This window comes from Neptuniibacter sp. PT8_73 (assembly GCF_047778045.1).
Lineage (GTDB): Bacteria > Pseudomonadota > Gammaproteobacteria > Pseudomonadales > Balneatricaceae > Neptuniibacter.
On sequence record NZ_CP180545.1, the window covers coordinates 2,314,034 to 2,331,294 of the forward strand.

18 protein-coding genes are annotated in these 17,261 nt (G+C 43.1%); 14 read left to right on the forward strand and 4 right to left on the reverse strand.

Annotation, left to right across the window (positions count from 1 at the left end):
• The first annotated feature begins 329 nt into the window (after positions 1-329).
• From ACMXYN_RS10305 to ACMXYN_RS10315, 3 genes are all read left to right on the forward strand, one after another.
• Positions 330-1,622: a diguanylate cyclase gene (locus tag ACMXYN_RS10305; RefSeq protein ID WP_415891742.1), complete on the forward strand. Its 1,293-nt coding sequence runs from the start codon at positions 330-332 to the stop codon at positions 1,620-1,622.
• Positions 1,623-1,857: 235 nt separating this feature from the next.
• Entirely contained in the window at positions 1,858-2,511 is a 654-nt protein-coding gene (locus ACMXYN_RS10310) for a PAS domain-containing protein (RefSeq protein WP_415891743.1), read from the forward strand.
• 8 nt (positions 2,512-2,519) lie between these two features.
• On the forward strand, positions 2,520-3,287 hold the full coding sequence (locus ACMXYN_RS10315) for a methyl-accepting chemotaxis protein (protein WP_415891744.1): 768 nt from the start codon (positions 2,520-2,522) through the stop codon (positions 3,285-3,287).
• 179 nt (positions 3,288-3,466) lie between these two features.
• Here ACMXYN_RS10315 and ACMXYN_RS10320 read toward each other — a convergent pair whose 3' ends face one another.
• Complete coding sequence (locus ACMXYN_RS10320; protein WP_415891745.1) at positions 3,467-8,674, reverse strand: hypothetical protein; 5,208 nt, start codon at positions 8,672-8,674, stop codon at positions 3,467-3,469.
• Between the two features lie 399 nt (positions 8,675-9,073).
• On the opposite strand from ACMXYN_RS10320, the gene ACMXYN_RS10325 reads away from it, so the two are divergent.
• The 9 genes from ACMXYN_RS10325 (at position 9,074) to ACMXYN_RS10365 (ending at position 13,458) form a co-directional block, all read left to right on the forward strand.
• Positions 9,074-9,517 carry a DUF1499 domain-containing protein gene (locus tag ACMXYN_RS10325; RefSeq protein WP_415891746.1) on the forward strand — a complete coding sequence of 148 codons (444 nt, stop codon included), beginning with the start codon at positions 9,074-9,076 and terminating at the stop codon, positions 9,515-9,517.
• Between the two features lie 147 nt (positions 9,518-9,664).
• Entirely contained in the window at positions 9,665-10,258 is a 594-nt protein-coding gene (locus ACMXYN_RS10330) for a TetR/AcrR family transcriptional regulator (protein ID WP_415891747.1), read from the forward strand.
• Positions 10,258-10,554, forward strand: coding sequence for a YciI family protein (locus ACMXYN_RS10335; protein ID WP_415891748.1), 297 nt, complete (start codon positions 10,258-10,260; stop codon positions 10,552-10,554). Before ACMXYN_RS10330 ends, ACMXYN_RS10335 begins: the two co-directional genes overlap by 1 nt.
• 9 nt (positions 10,555-10,563) lie before the next feature.
• Positions 10,564-11,169, forward strand: coding sequence for a DNA-3-methyladenine glycosylase I (locus ACMXYN_RS10340; protein ID WP_415891749.1), 606 nt, complete (start codon positions 10,564-10,566; stop codon positions 11,167-11,169).
• An 82-nt stretch (positions 11,170-11,251) separates the two neighbouring features.
• A complete protein-coding gene (locus ACMXYN_RS10345) occupies positions 11,252-11,401 on the forward strand; it encodes a hypothetical protein (protein WP_415891750.1) in 150 nt (49 codons plus the stop codon).
• A gap of 33 nt (positions 11,402-11,434) precedes the next feature.
• Positions 11,435-11,962 (forward strand): hypothetical protein, encoded by a 528-nt coding sequence (locus ACMXYN_RS10350; protein ID WP_415891751.1) that lies wholly within the window; start codon positions 11,435-11,437, stop codon positions 11,960-11,962.
• Positions 11,963-12,006: 44 nt separating this feature from the next.
• On the forward strand, positions 12,007-12,441 hold the full coding sequence (locus ACMXYN_RS10355; RefSeq protein WP_415891752.1) for a hypothetical protein: 435 nt from the start codon (positions 12,007-12,009) through the stop codon (positions 12,439-12,441).
• A gap of 53 nt (positions 12,442-12,494) precedes the next feature.
• Entirely contained in the window at positions 12,495-12,857 is a 363-nt protein-coding gene (locus ACMXYN_RS10360; RefSeq protein ID WP_415891753.1) for a hypothetical protein, read from the forward strand.
• 28 nt (positions 12,858-12,885) lie between these two features.
• A complete protein-coding gene (locus tag ACMXYN_RS10365; protein ID WP_415891754.1) occupies positions 12,886-13,458 on the forward strand; it encodes an O-methyltransferase in 573 nt (190 codons plus the stop codon).
• A gap of 54 nt (positions 13,459-13,512) precedes the next feature.
• Here the strand turns inward: ACMXYN_RS10365 and ACMXYN_RS10370 are convergent, their stop codons facing one another.
• Together ACMXYN_RS10370 and ACMXYN_RS10375 are read right to left on the reverse strand one after the other, a co-directional pair.
• Positions 13,513-14,367: a substrate-binding periplasmic protein gene (locus ACMXYN_RS10370; RefSeq protein ID WP_415891755.1), complete on the reverse strand. Its 855-nt coding sequence runs from the start codon at positions 14,365-14,367 to the stop codon at positions 13,513-13,515.
• Positions 14,368-14,520: 153 nt separating this feature from the next.
• Positions 14,521-14,940, reverse strand: a complete 420-nt coding sequence (locus tag ACMXYN_RS10375; protein ID WP_415891756.1) for a hypothetical protein — start codon at positions 14,938-14,940, stop codon at positions 14,521-14,523.
• 248 nt (positions 14,941-15,188) lie between these two features.
• On the opposite strand from ACMXYN_RS10375, the gene ACMXYN_RS10380 reads away from it, so the two are divergent.
• Positions 15,189-16,091 carry a LysR substrate-binding domain-containing protein gene (locus ACMXYN_RS10380; RefSeq protein ID WP_415891757.1) on the forward strand — a complete coding sequence of 301 codons (903 nt, stop codon included), beginning with the start codon at positions 15,189-15,191 and terminating at the stop codon, positions 16,089-16,091.
• A 37-nt stretch (positions 16,092-16,128) separates the two neighbouring features.
• Positions 16,129-16,575: a hypothetical protein gene (locus ACMXYN_RS10385; RefSeq protein WP_415891758.1), complete on the forward strand. Its 447-nt coding sequence runs from the start codon at positions 16,129-16,131 to the stop codon at positions 16,573-16,575.
• A 143-nt stretch (positions 16,576-16,718) separates the two neighbouring features.
• On the opposite strand, the gene ACMXYN_RS10390 is transcribed toward ACMXYN_RS10385, so the two are convergent.
• Positions 16,719-17,234 (reverse strand): PepSY domain-containing protein, encoded by a 516-nt coding sequence (locus ACMXYN_RS10390; RefSeq protein ID WP_415891759.1) that lies wholly within the window; start codon positions 17,232-17,234, stop codon positions 16,719-16,721.
• Positions 17,235-17,261: the final 27 nt, after the last annotated feature.

The window sequence follows — 17,261 nt, forward strand, 5'->3', positions numbered from 1 at the left end:
GGAGGTCTGGCAGTTTTTGGCTATTTTTATAGGCTTCCAAAGGATGACCTAGACTATTTCTCTAATAGCTTTGAAGATATCCACAATAAAATGAGCAAACTGAATGTTCAAAGCTGGCTTTATATAATTTGTTATCCCGCAATTGTTCTCATTTTAGTACCAATGGGGTGGCCGGTAAGAACATTTACGTTAGCGTTGTTAATTTCGTTATTAGTAAGTTGGGGGCAACGTGCAATCTGCCCTTAACAAGTTTGTTAGCAACCACCTTAGGGTACAGACTACATACTTGCCGTAGCAGAGAGGGTCAGGTCTTGAATGTTGCAGCCTGTATGCACAATGCAAGACCTGACCCTTTTATGCTTTTCGCGGATGGTCCTGCCGTTATGTTCCGCTGGCGTAATGAGTTCGGCTGGCCGGTTGAACAGGTCTCCAGAAACCTGACAGAAGTCTTTGGTTACGATAAAGAGCAGTTCCTCAATGGGGAGTTAGGCTTCGCCAGTATTGTGGCACCAGATGATTTACCGGGAATGACTCAGGAACTGACAAACGCCCTTAAAGAGAAGAAAGGCAAGTTCGACCGTTCTCCGTACAGAATAGTTGATGCCTCTGGTGAAACCCGCTGGGTCAGAGACACCATTCGCGTCATTCGGGACGAAAACAACGAAGCAGTAGAGCTCTATGCCTTCCTTATGGATATTGATGCCGTTAAACAGGCCGAATCTGAGCTGGAGAAGTCTCGTGCATATGTTCAACTTCTCTTGGATACCATTCCTGACCCAACTCTGGTCATCGACGTTAATACCTATAAAGTGGTTTCAGCCAATCAGGCAGCAAGCGCTACCTATCTGAAAAAGGATCAAAAGATAGATGGACTCACCTGTTATCAGCTGTCACATAAAACCGATAAACCCTGTAGTGGCTGCGACGAACCCTGCCCTATTACTTCGGTGCTAGCCAGTAAGAAAGCCGGTAGCGTTGTGCACAAACATTTCGATGCCCAAGGCCTGCCCTTCTATGTGGAAGTGCTTGCCAGCCCAATGTTCGATGAAAAAGGCAATGTCGTTAAAATTCTGGAGTCACATCGCGATATCACCCAGCACATTGAGAATCAGGAAGTGCTGCAACAGAAAGCCTTTACCGACAGTTTAACCAGTATCAATAACCGTGCTGGCTTTGAAAAGTTCCTCAAACAAGAGATTGAAAAGGCCGGAACTGGAGCATTAACTCTAGGTCTGGTTATGTTTGATTTGGACCACTTCAAGCTGGTTAACGACACCTACGGTCATCAGGTGGGTGATCAGGTACTGATAGAAATTGCGAAAATTGTACAACGGCATATTCGTAGCTATGACTTCTTTGCCCGCTGGGGTGGTGAAGAGTTTATGGTGCTACTGCCAAGATCCGATCTTGACGCAGTTAGCCATGTTGCAGAAACCTTGCGTAAAACCGTCGATCAGCATCACTTTGAAACCGTTAAACGAGTAAGCATCAGCCTTGGCGCAACCAGTTGGTACTATAACGATGATATGGACAGCTTTATCGAACGAGCTGATAAAGCGCTATATGAATCCAAATATGCCGGACGAAATCGAGTGACTATCCTTGCGGCTGATGACGTATAAATATCCCTAAGTTATCGCCTTTAATGAATTGATGATTTGCTGTGATAAAAAATGTCTTCTTCAGCAAATCGTTAAACTTTAGTTTAAATCCAGCCAATCAAATATCCTATAAACCCCATAAAATCAGATCATTAGCATTCATGTAGGTTGGCACCTATTCTGCTTTGTTATCCCGAATTGCTCAGCTTTCAATACAGCAATCAACCGTTATAAAAACAAAAATCAGGTGGGATAGATGAACGCAGAAAACGACGCTTATGTGTTAACAACGGACCCAAAAGGCAACATCCTCTACTGCAGTCAGGGAATGCAAAACCTCACTGGTTACAGCCCAGACGAGTTGATGGGTAAAAATATCCGCATACTCAAACATCCAGACATGCCAGACGGCCCATTTAAAGATCTTTGGAGTACAGTTACACAGGGAAAATCATGGATGGGAATGATCAAAAACCGCACCCAAAATGGCAATACCTTCTGGGTCGACACCTACGTTATTCCCATTATGGAAGATGGCAACATCATCGAATACCAGTGCATCTACCGCACACCAAAAACCGAAGTTATAGACCGCGCTGATCATATCTACACCCTACGTAAACAAGGTAAAAGCCCCAAAGCACTCAGCAAACCGAATCCAAGAGTGACATTCCGAATGCTCTCAGCCTTTCTCATTACCTTCGTGCCGATGCTAGCAGCCATAATGCTTGATCTACCTACTGCCTTTGCCATAGCCATTGCAGTCAGCTCCCTCGTGTTTGGTATAGGCATAATGTTTTACCTCACCCACACTTTGGAGAATGTGATCAAAGAGAGTCGCAAGCTGGTAAATCATCAGGTTAAGCAGTTGATCTACACCGGCACCACCAACGATATTGGGCAGCACTGACCCAGACCATGCTGCAATCACAACTGGATGCGATCCTGCGAAGGATCAGCGCCGCTTCCAACGAAGTACAAACTAGCGCCAGCGAATCCACCGAAGTAATGGATACCACCTGTCGCGAAGCTGAAGAACAACAACGATCTCTGCAACAACTGGCAGCAGCAATGTCCCAGGTCTCCAGCGCAACCAGTTCTGTTGCACAAACTACAGCTGAAGCGTTACAACAAGTTCATCAGGTTCAGGATGATACAAATCATGGGGGTGTTATTGTGGATAGCGCCGTGAACGCAATGACCTCTCTGGACCAAGCAATAAACCAGATTGATCATAATATCGATAACCTAAAACAGAGCAGCGAAAACATCGGTAAGGTTGTTGTGGTTATCAGTGATATTGCAGAACAAACCAACCTTCTGGCACTCAACGCCGCGATAGAAGCAGCCAGAGCTGGAGAAAACGGTCGAGGGTTTGCCGTCGTCGCAGACGAAGTACGTCAACTTGCCCAACGTACGCAGAACTCAACTCAAGAGATCAACGACATCATCACCGCCCTACAGCAAGAGATCACCCTGATCTCAGGATCAATGGTCAACGGCCGTGAACTGACGGACACATCTGTTCTGAAAATTCAGGAAGCCGGCTCAAGCCTCAAGGCAATACTCACCGCCGTAGATGAACTCAGTAATATGACCGCTCAGATTGCTTCCGCAACAGAGCAACAAAATGCAGTGGCCGTTGAGATGAATGAACAGATCTTCACCATTCAACGCAACTCATAAAACGTAGTCTCTCAGGCCAGCCAAACACTGAACCTGAATAAAAAATCCGAAGATCTCGCCCGCAAACAAAGTCAGATGATTGAAAGGGTTTTGACCTGCTAACAACAAATCTAAAAAGAAAGCCCCATGCTGGTTATGCACGGGGCTCATATTGCTACAAGACTGGATTAATCTCTGACTTAAGAGATCGTAATACCATCTTCACTGCTCGTAATTTGAAGCAGTGATTCATCAAAATCACTCAAAACAATACCCGTGAAGTTCGCTGCAGCTGAGTCATCACCGTCATAGACAACCAGTGCATCACTACCCGTATTCGAGACCACGAACTCGGTACCATCCCAGTCACCATCCAAAATGGAGACATTCTCGTCTTGAGCCGTGCCGGTGAACGCATTGGAAAAATCCAGTGAACTCAGGTCAATTGAGTCATCCCCCAGCGTGAAATCACTGATGACATCCAGACCATTCAATGCGGTAAAGGTGTCGACCCCATCAAAAGTCATGACAGGCGAATCACCCTGAGAGAAGATATAGAGGTCATCGCCGTCTCCACCTTCCAGTTGATCTGCACCGTTACCGCCAAATAAGATGTCATTACCGGCATCACCGATTAGGATGTCATTACCATCTCGACCTTCAAGGGTGTCATTACCTTTATAGCCTTTCAGCTCATTAGCACTGTCAGTGCCGTAAAGTTTATCGTTGTAGTTTGAACCGTAGAGGTTTTCGATAGACGTTAGGGTATCGGAACCAGAACCAACCGTATTCTGTGCACCGGCAACGTCCAAATCGACGATAACACCTTTTGTTGCTCCAGCAATGTATGAAACTGTGTCCGTGCCATCACCACCATCAATGGTGTTTTTAGCTTTTCCGGCAAGAAGGTAGTTATCCAGGTCGTTACCGGTTAAATTTGCCGCTTTAGTGGACATGATACGTCCCTGTTCGACATGCTCCGTTAGCGTGTAATTGGTTATATAGCTATGGACACGGTCTGTCCCTTCCCCAGCAAATTCCGTAACAACGTCTCCACTGGTTCTGACATAATAGTAATCGTTACCACCATCACCCTGCAGTTTGTCATTACCGCCACGACCATCCAGTCGATCGTTTCCGTCATGACCCCTTAAGAAATTAGCCTTATCGTTGCCATATAACTTATCGTTAAAGTTACTGCCGTGAAGGTTTTCGATGGATTTAAACCGGTCACTGCCAGAACCACCTGTCGATTGGGTCGCTGTTGAATAAAGTTTGGCCCTGATGCCAGCAGTAGCGCCGTACAGATAACTCACCGTATCCTGGCCTGAACCACCATCGATCACATTACTGCCCTTGCCCGCGTAGATGACATTCTTGTGCCCATTACCGGTAAGGTCTGCTTTACCATTCAACATAATACGTCCTTCTTCGACGTATTTTGCCAGGGTGTGTTTTGACAGGTAGCTATTCACTCTATCAGTACCGCCGCCACTATATTCTTGGACGACATCACCACTATGTCGGACAAAGTAAGTATCGTTGCCCCCGTCACCACGTAGGATATCCTTGCCACCACGACCATCAAGAATATCGTCGCCGTCGTAGCCTCTTAGCCTGTTTGCGCCATTGTTGCCGTATAAGCTGTCATTAAAGTTAGAACCGTAAAGGCGCTCAATTGAGATGAGTGTATCGGTACCGGCTCCACCAGTATCTTGCGCGGCAGTTGTAGAGAGCTTGATTGTAACTCCCGAAGTGGCTCCATTAAGGTAAGAAACAGTATCGGTACCACTTCCCCCATTGAGAAGATCATTTCCACTACCGGCAAGCAGGTAATCATTACCGCCATCGCCAATTAATGTGTTATCTCCAGAGCCACCACTACTGAGTCGGTCATTGCCGTTATAACCCCTCAAGTAATCTGAACCTGTTGTGCCATACAACTTATCGTTGAAGTTTGAACCGTATAAACGTTCTATGGAGATGAGTGTATCTGTACCAGATCCGAGGGTGTTTTGTGCAGTCGTTATAGAAAGGTCAACAGTCACACCGGATTTTGCACCGTAAAGATAGGAAACTGTATCAGTGCCAGTGTCGCCATCGATACTGTTGCTACCTTTACCAGCAAAGATGAAATTATTAAGGCTGTTACCCGTTAAATCGGCTGAACCGGAAGACATGATACGTCCCTGCTCAACGTGATCCGTCAGGGTATAACTGGATATATAACTATTGACGCGGTCGGTTCCTTCATCAACAAATTCTTCAACAACATCACCGCTGTCCCGAACATAATAGTGGTCGTTACCGGCATCACCACGCATGGTGTCATCGCCCGCACGTCCATCCAGGAGATCGTTGCCTTCATAACCTCTTAGGGAATTGGCACCATCATTGCCGTAGAGCTTGTCGTTAAAATTACTGCCAAAGAGGTTTTCGATTGAGATCAAACGATCAGAGCCAGAACCGCCTGTAGACTGCGATGCAGTTGTGTCCAGTTTTGCCGTAATACCCGATTTAGCCCCTTGGAGGTAACTGACTGTATCTGTGCCTGCCCCACCCTTAATAACATTGCTGCCCCGACCTGCATAAAGCGTGTTATCAAGACTATTACCGGTCAGGTTCGCATTCGCACCAATAACAATACGACCATCTTCAACATGATCACTGAGTGTATAGTTCGTTAGATGGCTGTGAACAAAATCAGTGCCTTCTCCACTGGATTCCTGTACCACATCACCGCTGTCCCGGACCCGATAGATGTCATCACCATCACCACCGCGCATGGTGTCGTTACCTGCACGGCCATCAAGGTAATCATTACCATCGTAGCCCACTAAGATATTGGCTTTGTCTGTACCATATAAAGAATCATCAAAATCAGTTGCGTAAAGGCGCTCAATGGAAATCAATGTATCTGTGCCAGAACCACCTGTAGAAGATTGGGCAGAAGACAAAGAAAGATCAATGGAAATGCCTGATGTAGCCGAATCGTAGTAGGAAACTGTGTCAGCACCTGTGCCGCCGTTGAAAGTGTCATCCCCGGTGCCACCGATCAGAGTATCGTTGCCATCACGACCATGAAGGATATTATCGCCTTCAAATCCTTTAAGTATATTGGCTTGAGAATTACCGTACAGAACATCATCAAAATCAGTAGCATCAAGGCGTTCTATAGAGATCAGGGTGTCCGTTCCGGAGCCCCCTGTAGAAGATTGAGCAGAATTCAGGGCGAGATCAATTGAAATACCCGAGGTAGCAGTCTCATAGTAAGAAACCAGATCAGAACCAGCACCGCCATCAAAGGCATCATTATCAGTGCCACCTATAAGCGCATCATCTCCTTCATCTCCAATTAAATAGTTATCACCCGATGCTCCCCCCCTGAGGGTATCATCACCGCCATAACCTCTGAGATAATTGGAATCTGTTGATCCATACAACACATCATCGAAGTTGCTCCCAAAAAGGTGCTCAATGGAAAATAAAGTATCAATTCCCGAGCCTACCGTATTTTGAGCAGAGCTAAGTGATAGATCGACAGTGACCCCTGAGGCAGCGTAAAGATATGAAATAGCATCAGAGCCGGAATCACCATCAATAACATTATCTCCCGTACCTGCATAGATGTAGTTATCAAGACTATTGCCCGTTAAATTTGCAGCACCAGAAGACATTATTTGCCCATATTCAACATGAGCACCTAAGGTATAACTAGATAAATAGCTACTTACCTGATCGATTCCTTCGTCGGCAAACTCCTCAACAATATCGCCACTTTCTCTGACAATATAAAGATCATTCCCGGCATCACCCCGCATGGTGTCATTACCGCCACGACCATCTAAAAGATCATGACCATCATAGCCTCTGAGATAGTTGGCATCGCTATTACCATAGAGTTCATCATTAAAATCGGTAGCGTATAGGTTCTCTATAGAGATAAGGGTATCTGTACCTGCAGAACCAATTGATTGGGCTGTGGCAATGGAAAGGTCAACATTGATACCAGAAGTAGCTCCATCGTAATAGGACACTGAATCGGTATCACTACCACCATCTAATAGATCATTGCCACTACCTCCAATGAGGAAATCATCCCCGCTGTCTCCATATAGGGCATCATCTCCGGCACGACCATCTATAGTATCGTTACCAGCGTAACCTTTTAAGGTATTCGCAACACCATTACCGTAAATAATGTCATCAAAATCAGTCGCATAAATATTTTCTACAGAGTTCAGCGTATCGGTACCAGAGCCACCGGTAGATTGAGCAGATGTTAGTGCAAGGTCGACTGTTCTACCGGAAAGAGATCCTTCATAGTATGAAACTGAGTCATTACCAGTACCTCCATCAAGGAGATTATGACCTCTGCCAGCTAGAAGAAGGTCATCACCAGCATCACCATATAAGGTATTATTCAGACTGAGGTTACCCGAACCATCGAGAGTATCGTTCCCATCATTCCCTCTCAGATGGGCACTATATGTTCCGCCATACAATGTATCATCGTAGTTACTTCCATGAAGGTGCTCTATGTATACGTATTTGTCAGTTCCAGAGCCACCAGTATCTTGGGCAGTAGTAATTGATAAGTTTATATTTACAGCAGATGGGGCGTAGAGATATGAAACAGCGTCCTGACCATAATCTCCATTAATGACATTATTACCTTGACCTGCATAGAGAATGTTATCTTTTCCATTGCCCGTTATATTGGCAATGCTATCAGACATTATCCGTCCATTTTCGATAGCAGAATGGATAGTATAATCGGCAAGATACGAGTTGACTGTATCATTTCCCCCATCCCATTCGTCAAAAGTCAAATCCCCTACATTGTCCACAACGTAAGTATCATCACCGTAACCTCCTCGCATGACATCTGCACCAGAGCCCCCGTCAAGTATATCGTTTCCAGTGCCGCCATCTAATTCATCATTACCTAAGCCACCATATAGTTCATCATTACCAGAACCTCCAATTAGATTATCATTTCCAGAATAACCATAGAGTTTGTCATTTCCAGCATATGAACTGAGTATATCGTTCCCTCCTCCTCCAGACATGGTGTCAGAGAAACGGAACATATAGCCCATTGCCCCTTCTACATCATCTGAAAGGACGTACTTCCTTAATTTACTAGCAGAAACGGAAAGACCACTGACAGTTACACTGTCACCGAAGTAATAATCCTTTAGACCCGTTATTGTGCCTCCTTTCAGAGCACCGTCTTGAGTATAAGAAAAATTCTTACCCGTTATCCGACTGTAAAAACTGGAACTACCATAATAAATAGTGAAGGAGGTAGATGTAGCCTTGTAAGAGGTAGCTTGATAGCCCTCACTAAAGCCGTCGCCTGATAGGTCGATATCGAAGGATGTGTTGGCTGTAACTTTAGCCATCTTAACTCTCCATGTTTGTCTGCCATCCAATGTTGCGGCAGTCACAATTTATATGGTCATCACCCACGTGAAGGGGGAAAATTTAATTTCAGTAAATCTTAAGTAATCACAATATTAAAAGCTATTATCCTTAATGACGTTTTATACCATCAAATTCGATTAATCTTTTAAACGACTTACACCACTAGAAAAGCAAAAATCAAGCCAAAAAAAACAACCCCACTAACCCTCTGTTATGAAAAGCAAGTTTTGCGAATTACATTTAAGTTGCGTATACAACTGTAAGAAAGGTCGACACTTAGATAAGGAGAATGTAATTGTTTTCGACAGTCCAAATAACGAAACCGATACAAAAGAACGAAGATCCATATCAACAAAGGCCTTATTAAAGGAATAACCTTGAATAAACCAACTCTAACCACTTTACTCAGTCTATTACTCTTAACCGGATGCTCTGGAACCATGCCACAACTTGGATTGGAAAACGGTCGACTACAGCCTTGCCCCTCTTCACCTAACTGTGTTTGTAGTCAGGATAAAGATGCTGATCACTATATTGAGCCGATCCGGGTAAGCACTTCGACAACAGAAGCTAAAGCGATGCTTTTGAGAATTCTCGCGGAATCTGCACGGACGAAAGTAACGGTTCAGGAAGATACCTATATCCGGGCTGAATTTAGTTCCAGAATCTTCCGTTTTGTTGATGACGTGGAGTTCTTACTCCAGGAAAAGGAAACGGACGAAACGTTGATTGAAGTTCGATCCGCCTCCCGTGTTGGGTACTCAGATTTTGGTGTAAATAGAAAACGTATTGAGAAGATTAGAGGTCAACTCACAGATTGAATAGCCTTGCTCTCTTACCCCTCTTTACTAGCCCCAAAAAGCAAGCTCCTCCCCTTTACCCACGCACGCCTTAAAGAACATTTGACTCTTTAGGACAAGCACCCTAAATTATTAGGACGATCAACCTAATAGATATCTAATGTCTCTATGAGTGATAAGCAAACCCGATCAAAAATTGTCGAAGCTGCAGACCAGATGTTCTACGAACAGGGGTTTGAGCACACTTCGTTCACGCAGATAGCCCAGGCTGTGGGAATTTCTAAAGGTAATTTCTATTATCACTTTAAGACCAAGAACGACATCCTAGATGCGGTAATTCAGCTTCGCAGTCAACGTACACAAGAGATGCTGGATAGCTGGGAAGTTGAAGGAAAAACAGCCGAGGAACGTATCCTTTGCTTCGTTAAAATTCTGATACGCAATCAATCGAAAATTAAGCTTTTTGGCTGCCCGGTAGGTACGTTAACAACCGAGTTATCCAAACTGAATCACCGTGCTCAGCCCGAGGCTAACGCCATCTTTACCCTATTCCGCAACTGGCTGGCTGAACAGTTCACGCAACTGGGTCGAAAGAAAGGTGCTGATTCACTCGCCATGCATGTTCTGTCGTTTAGTCAGGGCGTGGCAACTCTTGCCCAAGCGTTTGAAGATGAAACCTTTATTCAAAACGAAGTCTCCCAAATTACCCAATGGCTAAGCAACGAAACAGCTCTGAATGAACAGGCCAAGGAGGCAAACTGATGTTTATGGTGCTTTTGAAGTTTTCCGATAACAAAGCTCAGGCTAGCGAATATATGCAAGATCACAATCTCTGGATTAAGCAGGGTTTTGATGATGGGGTTTTCCTGATAGCTGGAAGCTTACAACCGGGCTTAGGTGGCACGGTTATGGTAAATGGAGAATCCATAGAAGAACTTGAAGCCAGGGTTCAGAAGGACCCTTTTGTAGAGCACAACGTTGTTTCGGCAGAGATCCTTGAGATAGAACCTAAAAAGGTAGATGCACGACTTAACTTTCTAAACGAACCAAGGAATTAGGAGCAGGGCATGATCAGTACAACAAAAGGAAGTGACGGTATTGAACGCTGCAGTTGGTGTTCTGCGACAACTGAATATACGGCTTACCACGATAATGAATGGGGATATCCGGTTGACGATGATATTCGGCTGTTCGAGAAAATCTGCTTAGAGAGTTTCCAGTCTGGTTTGAGTTGGCGAACCATCCTGACCAAGCGTGAAAATTTCCGAAAAGCCTTCCTCAACTTTGACTACAACAAAGTCGCTGAGTTTACTGAAGAAGATGTATTAAGACTGCTTCAGAATGAAGGTATTGTCAGGCACAGGGGTAAAATTGAGTCGGTGATCAACAATGCTAAACGGGCTCAGGAACTGGTCGTTGAAGCTGGCTCTCTGGCCGCATTTTTCTGGAGCTTTGAGCCTAAGAAACATCCTGAAGAACCTCTGGTTGTAGCCACCACTCCTGAATCGGTAGAGCTATCCAAAGCTCTTAAAAAACGTGGCTGGAAATTTGTAGGTCCAACGACTGCTTATGCTTTTATGCAGGCCATGGGATTGGTTAATGACCACGCAATAGGCTGTGCCTTTCGCGAAAAAGCGCTTCAGGCGCGAGCTAAATTTAAGCCGCCATGTTAATCCCAATTTTCAGGACGTAATGGGTTAGATAATCACGTACAATACGCAGCCAACGTATCTAGCTCTGAGCAATCTACCCTTTATGTCATTCTCTGCCCTCGGTCTTTCCGAATTTTTACTACGCGCCCTCACAGATCTGGGTTATGAAAAGCCTACCCCTGTGCAGGAAAAAGCGATCCCAGCAACCTTAGAAGGCAACGATATTCTTGCCGCAGCTTGGCTGAGAACTTAAGGGGTAAAACATAATGATAAAGGACTATTACAAATGTTGATAAATGCGATGGCAAATCTAAGAGGAATTTTACACGTACAGATATGGGAAAATAGGCTGAAAGTAACCAACCTTTTGAGCAACTCTGTTTTCGATCAAGCACCCAACATAGCCATAAAAACTAAAGCGAAAGGTGGTAAAGAGATTACTGCTTATGGCAATGAAGCTTTAGTGACCTTAGACAAAGACACTATTTCATATAATCCGTTTTCTCACCCTAGAATGCTGCTAGCTGATGTAATAGCTGCTCAGGAGCTTTTAAAGCTTGTTTTCAATAAAACAAAAAGCTCTGTTATTTTTTCTCCAATCGTAATTATCCAGCCCATGGAAAAACTAGAAGGAAATTTGACCTACTTAGAAAGGAGAGAATTTAAGTCCTTAGCTATAAACTCTGGCGCCAAAGAGGCTTATATCTATGAAGCCGATAAAAAATTTAGTGATGAGGTAACTGCAGACCTGCTAAAACGCATCATTTTAGACCAAATTAGTCATGATGAACTCATAATGTTCGAAAAACGTTGAGGCATTTTACTAAACTGCTGCATTCCAAAATTAGGACAAATCGCATGGAAGCCACCCAATCATACAGAAAACCTTCATTTGCTTTACCCGCACTTTTGTTTATTCCTACCGTAGCGATCATTCTGGTAAGTGTTGCTATCGCTAAATCAGTACTCGGCGTTTCCTCAGGTCCCGTTCTCTCATTGTTTGGGAATATTCTCATCGTCAGTTTTGTAACGCGGCTCCTAACAAAAGGTGTATTTAAAAAAATTAATAGGGAGTTATCTACAGAAGAAAAGATAAGATTTTGTCTGCTTACAGTCCCTCCCCTCTCCTTATTTGAATTCGCAGTAATGTATTTCTTATTGGCCGATGCCAACATTTCAATGTTGGTATTCATAGGGGTAACAGCTACGTTTCTTAATTTCTGTGGTGTTTGGCTTGTGATAAGCACAATGTTCCATAAGATTTTCAAGGACGTCTCAGATGTGAATAACTGATTGACGCTGGCACAGCATCCACAAAGGATGTCATTAGTAGCTTGGTTAACTTTATGTATTTCTTTATCTTGTTTTTAATTATATGTAGCGCTTTCCTTATCCTAATCGCTCATTTAAAACCATACGGACGCAGACCAACTACCGAACAGCGTCTTTCTGCAAAATTATGGTTGTACTTCAGGAGAACTGTAAGCTTTCTGTGTTCTGCTTTAATCGCTTTTTTTGCAATTACGGTTTTGTTTGATTTACCAAATAGTGATGATTTTTTACAGAAACTCTTAGGTGCATGCTTATTACTATTTTTAGCAGCAACCATATTTTTCTTTGGGATTTTTGGTAAAAAGGATAGATACTCTTCTCTAAAGGAAGATATTGAAGCCCATAAAATTCGTAAGGAATATTTCGATCGCTACTAATAACATCAGCTAAGTATGGATGCCTACAATGAACCTTGAACAGCTTTTAAATGACCTTGAACAGCTAGGGCTCGAAAATGATGAAGTCCAATTAGAGCGGTCTAAAAAGTATCTTAATATCACACGGGATACGGGTGAATTCTTAGCTGTTTTAATCAAAGCAACTGACGCCAAAACCGTACTTGAGATCGGCACTTCTAATGGCTATTCCACACTATGGTTAGCCTCTTCCCTGCCTGATGGTGGTCATGTAATTACTATTGAAAATAACAGCCTCAAGATCGCTGAAGCCTCTGAAAATTTCCGTAAGGCCGAACTAGATTCAAAGATTACCCAACTTGATGGCGACGTTGTAGATTTACTATCTAAGCTTCCTCCGAACATCGACTTTATTTTTCTCGATGCCGATAGAAGCCAATACCTTTCAATAGTAAAACAGCTTTTCAGTCTTTTAAGAGAAGGCGGATTACTCGTTTGCGACAATGCGGTTTCTCATAAAGAGGAGTTGGAAGGGTTTAATGCTTGGATAGAAGAGCAAACAAATTTGAGCACCTCTTTAGTCCCTGTCGGGAAAGGCGAATTGCTTGTCTATAAAGACTGATCGATCAGATTGCTAAGCTAAATTAGCCAGACCCCAAGGCCTATGTATCCACTCTTATCTTTTCAAACTATTCATATAAGGGTCCAATAGCTCATCCAATCGACCCGATGCTTCCATTAGAGCCAACTCTTTATCAATCAATAGCTTCAATTTCATGCCGATTGGGTTGTTCTTGGTAAACATCATCTGATATTTCCTCTTATTACTGCCTAGAGGTGCATAGCCTAAATCAGGGTCATTCATTGCATTGGTTGCTCCAATAAGGGTCAAACCTGAAAGGACTTCAAAACCTGAATAAAAATTGTCGATTCTGCCAGCATGAAGTTTACGCACCAACGCATCTTGAGTTTTTGATCCACTGTCGGTTTTACTTAAATCTACGCCAGCTTTTTCTAATGCGCCGGTCCCATAACCGTGTATTAGACCCATTTTGTATTTTTCAGTTAGGTCCAAAAAAGCTTGTTTCTCTGAACTTGTATCAACTTCCAGACCATTCGGATGAACCTTCTTTGACCAGAAGTAATACCTAGTTGTTGTGTAATATGGTCGACTCAATAAGTACTTTTTAGCCCGTTCAGAACTTAGCCCTGCGCTCAAGAGCATCTGGAACTGATTACCTTTATCTACTTCAACTAGACACCGCTTCCAAGGAGGTAATTTGATCGTAAATTTAATACTGTGCTTATCAAAAATTTCTTTTATTACATCAACTGAGTATCCAATTATCTTCTCCGACTTGTTCCCATTTAAACGCTCGAAGTATGTAAATGGAGGCCACTCAGATCCGTCGTCACATATACTTATCGTTTTGCCGGTTAAACCGTGAGCATGTAAAGCCCCTCCTGAGCAGAAACAACAAAACATAAGTACACATCCACGAAATATGCGATTCATTTCTGCAGTCATCATCAAATCCCCAACAACAGAACTCGTAGTAACGAAACTTATATCTTCTAAAACTTAGGTAACCTAGACTGAAAATGCCACCTGATTAGGTGGCATTTTTATTTAATCGAATCCGATACGTACTCTAAAATCTCAACGGAGTAGCACTAGCTTCATTTATTCTTTAGCAGATGACTCACCATGCATTGGTAATACAAAGCACAACACTCCTAAGAAGATATAATCCAGCATCTGGTTTACAGCGGACCATTCTTGCAAAATATAATGCCCTACCAGCAAGCTCAGCATAAATCCAAACCAACCGTACATGGTGTAAGCTTTGAGTCTAGGCACCAACAAGGCTAAACCTAAGCCCACTTCGATATACTGAATACAGCTTAGATACATATCGATCAGGATTGCTGGCAGTTGAATGCGCAGGTCCCCCTGAAATAACCCCGAGTAGTAATTTACAAAGCCACCGTCGCTAAAAAACTTACTTGTGCCAGCCGTTATCAAGATAATGGCCATGGTAATGCGGACTATGCGCTCAGCATCTCTCAATCTTATCGGATAGATCAGAATCTCTTTGGACATGTTTATTCTCGTTAAAATAGATAAGCAAAGATGAGAAGTTACCCACCCTAAATTTCATCAGATTTCAGCCCGTCCTAACTTTGCTGTTTTAATTTTTGCTATTCCATTAGCGGTCGTGCCCTCATAAGTACAACAAATCGAAAGAGCTGAACTGTTAGGTTAGAAGTATGCTTACAATATAATGTATTTACTACACATTATATTATTGATAGATTGTTTCACTTTCATTAACAATCGAGATGAGCCTCATGGATCGTATTACCTGTATGCAGGTATTCACTGTAGTGGTCAAAGAGAAAGGCTTTTCAGCTGCAGCACGAAAACTAGGTATATCGAAAGTGCAGGTAAGCAATTACATTGCGCAATTAGAAACTGAACTCGGGGTTAGATTATTAAACCGAACTACGCGACAGGTAAGCCTAACGACAACAGGCTTTGCCTACCTTGAGCCCTGCAACAATTTGCTAGAAGGCTTTAATAGCCTCCATCATTCTGTAAAAGAACTGCATCAAACACCTCTGGGGCTGCTTAAGATTACAGCACCTAGTACGTTTGCAGAAATTCACTTAACGCCTGTATTGAGCATCTTTAAAGAAAAGTACCCCGAAGTGCAGATAGACCTGCAGCTTAATGATCGTTATGTGGATTTGATCGATGAAGGCTACGACTTAGCAATCAGGATTGGTAAACCTCAAGATTCCTCTCTAATCGCAAAACCAATCGGCACTATCCATAGCTATCTATGTGCTAGCACTGATTACTTAAAACAGCATTCCGAGATCAAAACATTAAGCGATCTAAACAACCATCAGTTAATCGCAGACACAAATTATCGTTCGGGCAAGGTTTGGCAATTTAGGCATAAAGAAGATGGGCAATGCCAATCGGTCGAGGTAAATGCGGGGCTCAATATCAACAGCGCTCAAGCGGTTAGAGCCTTGGTATTAAACGGTCAAGGAATCAGCTTGTGCCCCGATTTTGCGGTTAAGTCCCATATCGAATCGGGAGCTATCAAACACCTCTTACCCGAATGGCAGGCCCCGACGATGGAGATGTCAGCCATCTATCCGAGTAGGCAGCACGTCTCTGCCAAAGTCCGCTTGTTCATTGATGAGTTTTCCTCGTACTACCAAGCACAAACAAAACTATAGCCATTCCTTAACGACATCACGTAGCAAGATTTTGATTATGAAACTGTTAGCTATCTTAATTACATTTTTACTTTCAGTGATCTCAACCGTTATCCATGCCGAAGAGATTATAAGCCAAAACGATGAGGTCAAAACAAAGCGATATTTAGAGATGATTTCGGTTTATCTCAATATAGAAACGCTACCAATAGTCATAACCGCATGTGGGAATTTAGACTCTAAACTTGGAGAGGTTTTAGCAACCGAACTGAACCAGTACAAACAAAAGCACAGCTCCACCTACGAAGAGATAAAATCAATCATCGCGAACCCTGAAAATGTTGACTGGCTGACTGATGAAACACGAGAGAACGCTAAGAGTTTTGATCAATTTCTAGAGCAACAGAAGAAGGAAATGACCGAAGAATATCTGGTAAGAGAGATTCCAGATAAACGAGAGTTTAAGTTTTTATGTAATTTGATACCTTCTGCGTTTGAGTTGTAATTTAGTAATACGGTCCATGTAATTAGATGATAAAAATGCCACCCTAAAGGTGGCATTTTTAAATTCTAAGCTTACTGAAGCTGAAGAATTGATTACTTTAAGTGGGTATCGCAGCAGGTTGAAGCACATCTAAATGTTAGATATTAACGACGCTCATCTTCTTCGATACCTATCTCCCACTTTTCAGTAGAAGATTCTAGGATTTTGCCATCTACAGCGCTGACTTCAACCTTTGTTTCAGCACCTGATTCGCTTTCGATATCTACTTCAAATACTGGATGGCCATCAGATTTAAGTTCGAACTCAACTTCTTCTACTTCACCTGGGAAAGCAGCTTGAGCGATGCTAACAGCCTTAGCTTCGTCTAACTTTGCCATTTTCTGAAATTTTGGATCAGCTGCAGATTCAACTTCACCTTCTTCGTAGATAATTCTGCCTGTAGCTACGTCACAAGTGAATTCCCACTCTTGCTCCTGACCATCAATCAACTCAATGGAGTAAACATCTTTACCATTAGTTGTTAGCGCTTCAAGTTTAACCAACTGACCCTCTTTAGAAGACTGGATCGCAGCAACACAGCTTTCTAGGCTATCAGCAAAAGCAGCTGACGGAAGAACTACGGAAGATGCCAGTAATGTAGCTAAAATTGATTTTTTCATATCCAAAAATCCTTAGAAGATAAAATA